Source organism: Gordonia sputi NBRC 100414, assembly GCF_000248055.1.
In the GTDB taxonomy this organism is placed as follows: domain Bacteria; phylum Actinomycetota; class Actinomycetes; order Mycobacteriales; family Mycobacteriaceae; genus Gordonia; species Gordonia sputi.
Genome location: NZ_BAFC01000028.1, coordinates 1 through 8,495, shown reverse-complemented (window position 1 = coordinate 8,495; position 8,495 = coordinate 1). Strand labels below are relative to the sequence as shown.

Sequence of the window (8,495 nt, the reverse complement as noted above, 5' to 3'; positions counted from 1 at the left end):
GGCTGCGTCGCTACGCAATACGGCTGCGAGCATCGTCGGGTCCTCGCATCTGATGAACGACGACGCGATGCCGACGCGGAGCTGCCCGTGCTTGCGTGCCACGTCTTCGATCAGATAGGTCAGCGACTGCGGAACCGGCGTCGACGAGTGCGCGGTGAACATCGTGAGCAGTTCGCTGCTGGTCTTGCCCGCGTCGAGAGCACGTCGGACGCTCGCCTCCGAGACGCGATACACCGATGCGGCGCCGCCGGATTCGAGATCGGCGACCAACTCGACCTGGTCGCTGAGCTCCGGGGTCATCGGGCCGGGAACAGTCAGCGTGAGGTCGGCCTGAGTGAGGAAGTGATCGACGGGTTCGGGTAGCGCCTTACGCATTGCGGCGAGCACCTGCGAGTCGACGGCCTCGGGACCGGTGTCCGACAACGCGACTCGGCCGACAGAGGTCAGCGACTGATGTGCCGTCACTCCGAGAGTCTGCGCCTCGGCGAGCGTCTCGCCGACGACGCGCGGGGAGAGTCGACGTATCCGATGCGGGTGCCGCCAGGCGAGTGAGGCGGTGACGGTGTCAACGGAAAACGGTGTGGCACCGTCGAGTTCGGTGAGCAGGTCGAGGATGAGATGACGCTGCAAGGGTGCCGTGGCGTCGTAGAGTTCCGACGAGAGCGCTGGATACGCGTTGCCGTCGCGGTCGGGTTCGCCGACCTGCCATGCGCGTCGCGGCATCGACAGCCACGCGTCGAGCAGTGTGGCCCACTGTCTTTCGGGTGCCGAGTGCAGCCACGTATCGGCCGACGACGTCGGTGCGAACGCCTGCTCGCCCCGATCTCCCGCGGGTGGCGGATCGGGGAATCCGACGTCGATGAGGCGTGCGTGCCCCAAGAGCTCGACGAGGAACGACACGCGTTTCTGGTCGAGGCCGGTGACCTTTGCGAGCCTTCGCAATTCGCGAACACCGAGCGCACCCGAGCGCAGCACGGCCGCGGGCGCACGCCCCAGCACGTCGATCAGCGACGTGGTGTGGCGGATGAGTTCGAGCGCCTCGCCACCCGCCGCGGCGTCGACGGCTTTGGCGCCGAACCGCAGTGAGGCGTGCTCGTCGGCGAGGTCGAGGGGCGCGAGAGTGTCTGTGCGCAGCGGGGGGTCGCCGCGAATGAGCGCTGCGACCATTGGGGGTAGTTCGACGGTCTGGTCGTCGATGCGTGCGAGGAGACCCAGCGCGATGAGCCGCGCGACAGGACTGTCGGGATCGGCACCGGGGCCCGCGTCCCGACTCCGTCCGAGCGCCGGACCCCGCGACAGGGTTGTCAGCAGATCGCGCTGGCGATCGTCGACGCCGTCGATCAGTTTCTGCACTTCGTCGGTGGTCAGGTGCGCGAGCGGGCCGGTCAGATGCAGCGCTTTCCACGGCAGGGCCGAGGCGAGGTGCGCGCCCGCGGTGAGTGAATCGGAGTCACCCCAGAACACCGCGCGACGTCGTAGATCGTCGATGCGTCGGGTGATCTCGGCCGACTCGGCACGATCCGACAGCGCCTTCACCAGGGTGTCGGCGTCGACGGAGGCCGGTACCCGCGCGACGCCGGGCCCGGTGGAGAGCGCGATGAACTGCTCGATCACCGCCATCGTCAGCAGATCCAGTTCCTCACCGACGAGTGCGATCGACGCCGCGGCGAGCGCGCGTTGGGCGAGTACCGAGGTTCCCTGTGGCGGCGGAGAGGCGAGGTCGGGACGAAGCGACAGCAGATCGCGCAGGTCGTCGTCTGTGCGCGCGGCCAGATCGTCGGCCAGGCCGATCCGCTGGTCGTCCGTGCTCATTCGATCAAGTCTAGTGGTCCGACGAAAACGGCAGGCGAGTCGTCGGACAGCGGGCGGCGTGGCACAATATGCGCGTGGCTGAGAAGGAAAAGAAGAATCACTACGTCGACAACGGCTGGCCTCGTCATGACGACGGCAGCGTCCCCGACCACGCGGTCTCGGAGTTCGCGGCGGAGATCCCCGGCGCACTCTCGCCGTTCGGCGATGCCGAGTTCCCGCTGCCTGCCGACAAGGTCAACTACGTCCAACCGAAGACCGTCGTCAACCGCTGACGACGTGACGTCGACCTGATGCCTCCCCGGCACGCGAGCGGTCCAGACGAGTCGTCGAACCCTTCTCGTCTGTCGCACCTCGACTCGACGGGTGCTGCGCGGATGGTCGACGTCGGCGACAAGACCACGACGCGACGACGCGCTGTCGCCGCGGGCACTTTTCACACGACCACCGAGGTCATCGACCTCCTGCGCGAGTCCGCGCTGCCCAAGGGCGACGTCTTGGCCACGGCCCGTATCGCAGGGATCATGGCGGCCAAACGTACCGACGCGCTCATCCCGCTGTGTCATCAGTTGGCGCTGTCGGCGGTCGACGTCGACTTCACCGTCGCCGACGATCACATCGACATCGTGGCCACCGTCGAGACCGCAGGGAAGACCGGCGTCGAGATGGAAGCGCTCACGGCAGTGGCGATCGCAGGACTCACCCTGCACGACATGACGAAGGCCGTCGATCGACGCGCCAGCACCGGCGAGATCCGACTGCTCGAGAAATCGGGCGGAAGGTCGGGAACCTGGATGCGCGAAGATGCCTGACGGGAGACCCGTGGCCCGCGTCGTCGTGGCATCGACACGTGCGAGCCGCGGTCTCTATCTCGACAAGAGCGGCCCGATCATCGCGCAGTGGCTCACCGCCCGCGGATTCGTCGTCGATGAGGTCGACGTCGTCGCCGACGGCGCTCCGGTCGGCGACGCGATTCGCGCCGGGATCTACGCATCCGACGCGCTCGTGATCACCACGGGCGGAACCGGCCTCAGCCCCACCGACCGCACCCCGGAGGAGACGCGAGCATTGCTCGACGTCGAGATCCCGGGACTCGCCGACGCGATTCGCACGTCGGGACTCCCGGCGGTGCCGACGGCGATCCTCTCCCGCGGCCTCGCAGGTGTCGCGGGCCGCACGCTCGTCATCAACCTGCCCGGCTCGACCGGTGGAGTCCGCGACGGTCTCGACGTACTCGACGGCGTCCTCGACCACGCGCTCGACCAGATCCGCGGCGGCGATCACTCGCGGAGCGACGCATGACGGTGCGTGTCGTCAGGGCAGCTCTCGCCGCCGAGACCATCGACCTCCCGTCTCATGAACAACTCGTCGCCGACGCCGCTGCTGGCAGCGCCGGCGCGATCGTCGGCTTCGCGGGCGCGGTGCGCAACCACGACGGCGATCACGCGTCGGCGGTCACCACGCTCTCGTACTCGTCGCATCCGAGCGCACCCGAGGTGCTCGTCGAGGTGGTCGACGAGGTGTCGGCGTCGGTTGCGGGAGTGCGCGCGGTGGCTGTGTCGCATCGCGTGGGCGAGCTCGACGTGGGCGACGTGGCTTTCGTCGTCGCCGTGGCGGCCGACCATCGGGCGCCCGCATTCGAACTGTGCGCGCGGCTCGTCGACGAGGTGAAGGCGCGTCTGCCGGTGTGGAAGCATCAGTTGTTCGCCGACGGCTCCGACGAATGGGTGGGCTCGGCCTGAGACTCGGCCGAAAGAACCAGAAATTGGAAAAGGACCCCGCACGGCCGTTATGGCGTCGTGCGGGGCCCTTCGTCTCGGGGTCCGGCGGTCAGTGCCGCCGGGACTCGGGCGAGATCGCTCAGGGGAGCGGGATCAGGCCCTTGTTCTGGTTGTAAAGGTTCAGCTGGTCCGGAGTGAGCTGGTAGCCGCTGTCCTTGGCTGCCTTCCAGAGGTTCTTGACCTCGGGGCTGACCTTGGCGTCGTCGAGCGCGCCGTCGACCTGGCTCTTCACGTCATCGGTGCTCTTGGCCTCGGGAGTCTTCTCCAGCGGGGTCTGCGGCTGCGCCTCGGGCTTCACCTCAGGCTTGGGGGCCTGCAGCGGCTTGGGCGAGTCGGTGGGAGCGCTGCGCGGGGTCGAGCCCGACAGTCCGGTGCCACACACCGGCCATGCACCCTTGCCCTGCGATGCCAGCACGCGCTCTGCGACGGCGATCTGCTGCTCCTTGGAGGCCTGGTCGGCGCTCGGTGCGTACGCGGTGCCACCGTTGGCAGCCCAGGTGCTCGGGCTGAACTGCAGTCCGCCCTGATAGCCGTTTCCGGTGTTGATCGCCCAGTTGCCGCCGGACTCGCACTGTGCGACCTGGTCCCACTCGGAGTCGGCGGCTGCGTGTGCTGAACCGGTGCCGAGCAGAGCGGCTCCGCCGCCGAGCACTGCGCCGGTGAGCGCGACCTTCGCGAAGGTCTTGGTGGTCGTGTTGGTCGTCGACTTGCGATGACGTCCGGCCATGAGTTGTCTTTCCTCTCTCCACGCGCCTACGAAGTCAGCTGTCGGGTTCGAACGAGAGGTTGCTCGGTCCGTGGTCGCCGTGGCGGCCGGTGGACTTAACCCCAAGGGCATCCGTGCGGATGTCCGTATCTCCATCGGAGATGTTGGGTCCCCCGTCCTCGTTCCTGAGTTTGTTGTTCGTCATTCGATCGGGGGAACGAGGCTTGGCGCGCCCGGTCGAATGTTGTGTTCTTTTGGCTGTCCTGTGATCTCCCTGGAGGAGACTGTTCGTACAGTACGACGTCTGCGCCGCCGAATCACCCTCGTCCGCAACTTGTTTTTTGGGCTGTGAGTGGGACTTTGGGCCCAAATTCCCCGTCACCCCTGCTCAACCCGACGATGGTCGGTTCGTGTCCATCCCGTTATCGCCTCGTTATGTGACTAAGGTCACATGAGTTCAGACGCGTCAGCCGCCGGCAAACGGGGGCAGAACGTCGATCGTCGCGCAGTCGCCGAGAGGTGCCGTGCGGTCGCACAGGGCGATCGCGTCCCGCAGATACGAGCACCGGGCGAGCACGGGCGTGAGCGCGGGGTGGCCGGCGCCCAGGGCGCGCTCGAGGTCGCCGAGCGTGGCGTCGGCAGGCACGTCGATCTCGGTCAGGTCGACACCCGCGGCCGCACGCGCAGCCGCGAAGAACCGAACGGTCAGCGTCATCGTGTCGCTCACCCTCCGATGGCCGACATCGGGCGGTCGGGTTGACGAAAGTCCGTGGTATTCACCGCATGTCCCGCGGCCTTGTGCCACATGTCACCTCGCCAGCGCCGCGCGATCTCGGCGTCGAGGGCGGTGGGGGTGAGGCCACCGCGCAGGGCGGGCATCAACGACGTCTCGGCGTCGGCGAACAGGCAGTTGCGCAGTGCGCCGTCGGCGGTCAGTCGGGTGCGGTCGCAGTCCCCGCAGAACGGCCGCGTCACCGACGCGATCACCCCGACGCGGGCGGTCTGTCCCGTCGGGTCGGTGTGCCCCCGCACGAGCCACGTGGCCGCAGGCGCCCCGCCGCGTGGGCAGGGGTCGGGGTCGAGATCGAAGGTTCGACGCAGCGTCGTGAGGATCTCGTCGGCCGTGACCATCGCGCCGCGGTCCCACCGGTGATCGGCGTCGAGCGGCATCTGTTCGATGATGCGGAGCTGGTAGCCCTCGTCGAGGCAGAACCGCAGCAGCGTGGGCAGGCCCGCGAGGTCGTCGCGGCTGGGTATGACGGCGTTGACCTTGACCGGCTGGAGTCCGGCGTCGCGGGCGGCGGCGAGTCCGTCGAGAACGTCGGAGAGCCGGTCGCGGCGGGTGATCTGCGCGAAGCGGGCCGGGTCGATGGTGTCGAGTGAGACGTTGATGCGGTCCAGGCCCGCGTCGGCCAGTGCACGCGCGCGGTGTCGCAGCCCGAGTCCGTTGGTGGTGAGCGCGAGCTCCGGCCCTTCCGGCAGGGTCGACGCCGCCGCGATGAGCTCCTCGAGGTCGCGGCGCAGCAGCGGTTCGCCGCCGGTGAAGCGGATGCGTCGGATGCCCAGATCGCGTACGGCGACAGTGAGCACCCGCACGAACTCGTCGGTGGTCAACAGATCCTCGGACGGCAACCAGTCCAGACCTTCGGCAGGCATGCAGTAGGTGCACCGCAGATTGCAGCGGTCGGTCACCGACACCCGCAGGTCCGTGGCAACGCGACCGAACGTGTCGATCAACGGCCCCGACGTCGGCGCCTCGACGTCGCGTCTGGGGCGCGGGGCGGTCGGAAGTCCGAGGTCGGTGGTGCTCATGTCGGCCCTGACGTCGGTTGCAACCGCGGACGCGCTTCGAGGGCACGGAACGTGCTGGCGTGGAAGACGAGCGGTTCGACGTCCGGATCGCAGTCGAGTGCGTCTATCTGCAGCAACACGACGGTGTGGTCACCAGCGGGCACCTCACTGTGGATATGGCAGGACAGTTGTGCGGCGGAGTCGGGGAGAAACAGTGCGCCGTCGTCGGTGGCCTGAGGTGTGGTGTTGTCGAATCGATGCTCGGCGGGACCGGCCAGCTGCCGACACAGCGCCGACTGCGTGTGCGAGAACACGCTCACGCCCAGTGCAGGCGCCTCGCGTAGCCGCGGCCACGTCGTCGAGGTGTTCTGTACGCAGACCGAGACCAGCGGGGGGTCGAGTGAGACTGTCGTGAAGGCCGACGCCGCCATGCCGAGCGGGGCGTCGGCGGTGCCGCGGCAACACACCGCGACGACTCCGGTGGGAAAGCAACTGTATGCGCGTTTGAGTGCACCGGGCTCGGACACCGGCGACAGAGCACCGAACGAGCTGCGGCTCGCGTCGCCCTGGGTCGTCATTTCACGCGCCGCCCGGAGCGCAGCGCGTAGACGATGCCGAGCAGGAAACCGATCGGAGTACACATCGCCAGCAGATAGACCCACGTGGGAGCGGTACCGCCATCATCGACGGCGGGCATCACGAACAGCGCTATCAGCGCCACGATTCCGACGCCGAACACGAGCCCCGCGAGGACGAGAAGAGCCGTGGACGATTTCTTCTGCATACCTCAACGGTAGAACACATTCGAGCGTCGCTGCTCCGGGCGGAATGTGAGGTGACTGCGCAGCAGGCCATTGGCTAGAATGTTGGGTAACCAGGCGCCCTGCTCATTTGATTGTCGTGGGTTGGGCGTCTTTTGCTGTGAGAAGGCAACTGTTGTGAACGACAAGCCAGTTGCTGTGACAAGACTCGCTGCGGTAGATGACCGCGGTGGTGAGACCGAGCGAAGATGAGGGTGAGCACAGTGCCGACCGGCAAGGTGAAGTGGTACGACGCGGAGAAGGGCTTCGGCTTTCTTGCTCAGGAGAGCGGGGAGGACGTCTACGTCCGCTCGTCCGCGCTGCCCGAAGGCGTCGAGGCTCTCAAGCCGGGCCAGCGCGTCGAATTCGGCATGGCTGCTGGTCGTCGTGGACCGCAGGCGCTGACCGTGACCGTGCTCGAGCCCGCCCCGAGCGTCGCGAAGAACACCCGCGAAGCCGCGCGCAAGGAGCAGCAGGCCAAGCGGCACAGCCCCGACGAGTTGCACGGCATGGTCGCCGATCTCATCACGTTGCTCGAGGGCAAGGTGCAACCCGATCTGCGCAAGGGTCGTTACCCGGATCGCAAGACGGCGCAACGCATTTCCGAGGTCGTGCGGGCCGTCGCCCGCGAGCTCGACGCCTGACTGCTATCCGGTTGCCGATGGCTCTTGGACCCGCTCGGTTGGCGGGGTCGGGTTCTGCGGCGAGGGTTGCATGACCCGGAATCCGTTCGGTGTGGTGTTCAGTGCGAGCACGCCGCGCGCAACCTGGTACTGGCCGTCGACGACGACCGCCGACAACGGCTGCACCTCGATGTTGACCAGTACCCGGTCGGGTCGTGACGGCAGTTCGACGGTGAAGGTCGACCCGCTCGACTTGTACTCGGGCGTCGGGTCGGGGTTGATGAGCACTCCGTTGCGGTCGGCGTAGAGCAGGTAGAGCAGCCACGGGTGGTCGGAGATGTCCTCCGACACCGACAGCATCGCGCTCTGACCGATCGGCAGCGGCGCGCGCTGACCGCGCAGCGCCTGGTTCTGGTCGGCGGTGCAGTTCTGCATCAGTACGTCGCACCACTCCGTCGGCCTCACGGTGACCAGCTCGTCGTCGATCGCGACGTGCAGATAGCCGCGGTCATCGTGGTGATTGCCGATGACCAGAGCGCTCACGATGCCGCCGACCACACCTGTGAACACCACCGCCACGATCGCGATGATCGCGACCGCCTTCTTCTCACCGCTGTTGAATTGCACGGTTCAATGATGGCCTGTGCGATGACCGCTCGGGTGGACAGGTCCGTGTGGCGGTCTGCTCGGCTGTGGTCGGGTGGGCGCCTCGGAGGGGCTCTGGTGGCCGTTTTCGGGCCTCTCACCTGCACGGAAGGCCCGCTCGGTCGGGTGGGTGAACCGTGTGGTGTCGGCGGCCGCGAACGAGACGGTCGGTGCCGCCTGGTCTGGCCGGTGGCCTCCGAACCCGGGAACCAGCGTCGACCCGCGGGTGGTCATCACGGTCTGCGCCAGGCCGAGGCCGAGGAGCACGGCGACGACGGTGAACCCGATCCACAGCTTCGGCGGAAGCAGTACGCCCAGCGCGGCCCCGAGCACCCAGCAC

At 67.7% G+C, this 8,495-nt stretch carries 12 protein-coding genes, 1 pseudogene and 1 riboswitch; of the genes and pseudogenes, 5 read left to right on the top strand and 8 right to left on the bottom strand.

The genetic code is table 11. The annotated features are described in order from the left end of the window. A partial coding sequence (locus GOSPT_RS04745) for a helicase-associated domain-containing protein (protein ID WP_005203525.1) occupies window positions 1-1,812 on the bottom strand: 1,812 nt, incomplete at its 3' end. 68 nt (window positions 1,813-1,880) lie between these two features. On the opposite strand from GOSPT_RS04745, the gene GOSPT_RS04740 reads away from it, so the two are divergent. From GOSPT_RS04740 to GOSPT_RS04725, 4 genes are read left to right on the top strand one after another with little or no spacing between them, the layout of a single operon-like run. Beyond that, entirely contained in the window at window positions 1,881-2,084 is a 204-nt protein-coding gene (locus GOSPT_RS04740) for a hypothetical protein (protein ID WP_005203524.1), read from the top strand. A gap of 18 nt (window positions 2,085-2,102) precedes the next feature. Next, window positions 2,103-2,621: a cyclic pyranopterin monophosphate synthase MoaC gene (moaC, locus tag GOSPT_RS04735; protein ID WP_039854763.1), complete on the top strand. Its 519-nt coding sequence runs from the start codon at window positions 2,103-2,105 to the stop codon at window positions 2,619-2,621. Beyond that, window positions 2,614-3,111 (top strand): MogA/MoaB family molybdenum cofactor biosynthesis protein, encoded by a 498-nt coding sequence (locus tag GOSPT_RS04730; protein ID WP_005203522.1) that lies wholly within the window; start codon window positions 2,614-2,616, stop codon window positions 3,109-3,111. The genes moaC and GOSPT_RS04730 overlap by 8 nt, the downstream gene beginning before the upstream one ends. After that, the gene (locus tag GOSPT_RS04725) at window positions 3,108-3,551 is read left to right on the top strand and encodes a molybdenum cofactor biosynthesis protein MoaE (RefSeq protein WP_005203513.1); all 444 of its coding nucleotides are present in this window, start codon (window positions 3,108-3,110) and stop codon (window positions 3,549-3,551) included. The genes GOSPT_RS04730 and GOSPT_RS04725 overlap by 4 nt, the downstream gene beginning before the upstream one ends. A gap of 118 nt (window positions 3,552-3,669) precedes the next feature. Here the strand turns inward: GOSPT_RS04725 and GOSPT_RS04720 are convergent, their stop codons facing one another. The 5 genes from GOSPT_RS04720 to GOSPT_RS04700 form a co-directional block, all read right to left on the bottom strand. Further along, on the bottom strand, window positions 3,670-4,317 hold the full coding sequence (locus GOSPT_RS04720; RefSeq protein ID WP_005203511.1) for a transglycosylase family protein: 648 nt from the start codon (window positions 4,315-4,317) through the stop codon (window positions 3,670-3,672). Window positions 4,318-4,324: 7 nt separating this feature from the next. Further along, window positions 4,325-4,503, bottom strand: a riboswitch (cyclic di-AMP (ydaO/yuaA leader). A 259-nt stretch (window positions 4,504-4,762) separates the two neighbouring features. Continuing rightward, the gene (locus GOSPT_RS04715; RefSeq protein WP_005203507.1) at window positions 4,763-5,011 is read right to left on the bottom strand and encodes a MoaD/ThiS family protein; all 249 of its coding nucleotides are present in this window, start codon (window positions 5,009-5,011) and stop codon (window positions 4,763-4,765) included. Between the two features lie 8 nt (window positions 5,012-5,019). After that, a complete protein-coding gene (gene moaA / locus GOSPT_RS04710; RefSeq protein WP_005203505.1) occupies window positions 5,020-6,108 on the bottom strand; it encodes a GTP 3',8-cyclase MoaA in 1,089 nt (362 codons plus the stop codon). Continuing rightward, complete coding sequence (locus GOSPT_RS04705; protein WP_005203502.1) at window positions 6,105-6,665, bottom strand: flavin reductase family protein; 561 nt, start codon at window positions 6,663-6,665, stop codon at window positions 6,105-6,107. Before GOSPT_RS04705 ends, moaA begins: the two co-directional genes overlap by 4 nt. Continuing rightward, window positions 6,662-6,871: a hypothetical protein gene (locus GOSPT_RS04700; protein ID WP_005203495.1), complete on the bottom strand. Its 210-nt coding sequence runs from the start codon at window positions 6,869-6,871 to the stop codon at window positions 6,662-6,664. The genes GOSPT_RS04705 and GOSPT_RS04700 overlap by 4 nt, the downstream gene beginning before the upstream one ends. 240 nt (window positions 6,872-7,111) lie before the next feature. On the opposite strand from GOSPT_RS04700, the gene GOSPT_RS24510 reads away from it, so the two are divergent. Then, window positions 7,112-7,531, top strand: coding sequence for a cold-shock protein (locus GOSPT_RS24510; protein ID WP_005203493.1), 420 nt, complete (start codon window positions 7,112-7,114; stop codon window positions 7,529-7,531). Between the two features lie 3 nt (window positions 7,532-7,534). On the opposite strand, the gene GOSPT_RS04690 is transcribed toward GOSPT_RS24510, so the two are convergent. Both GOSPT_RS04690 and GOSPT_RS04685 read right to left on the bottom strand, forming a co-directional pair. After that, window positions 7,535-8,137, bottom strand: a complete 603-nt coding sequence (locus GOSPT_RS04690; protein WP_005203491.1) for a DUF2771 family protein — start codon at window positions 8,135-8,137, stop codon at window positions 7,535-7,537. Between the two features lie 3 nt (window positions 8,138-8,140). Then, a pseudogene (locus GOSPT_RS04685) lies at window positions 8,141-8,495 on the bottom strand (MFS transporter); the annotation flags it as partial.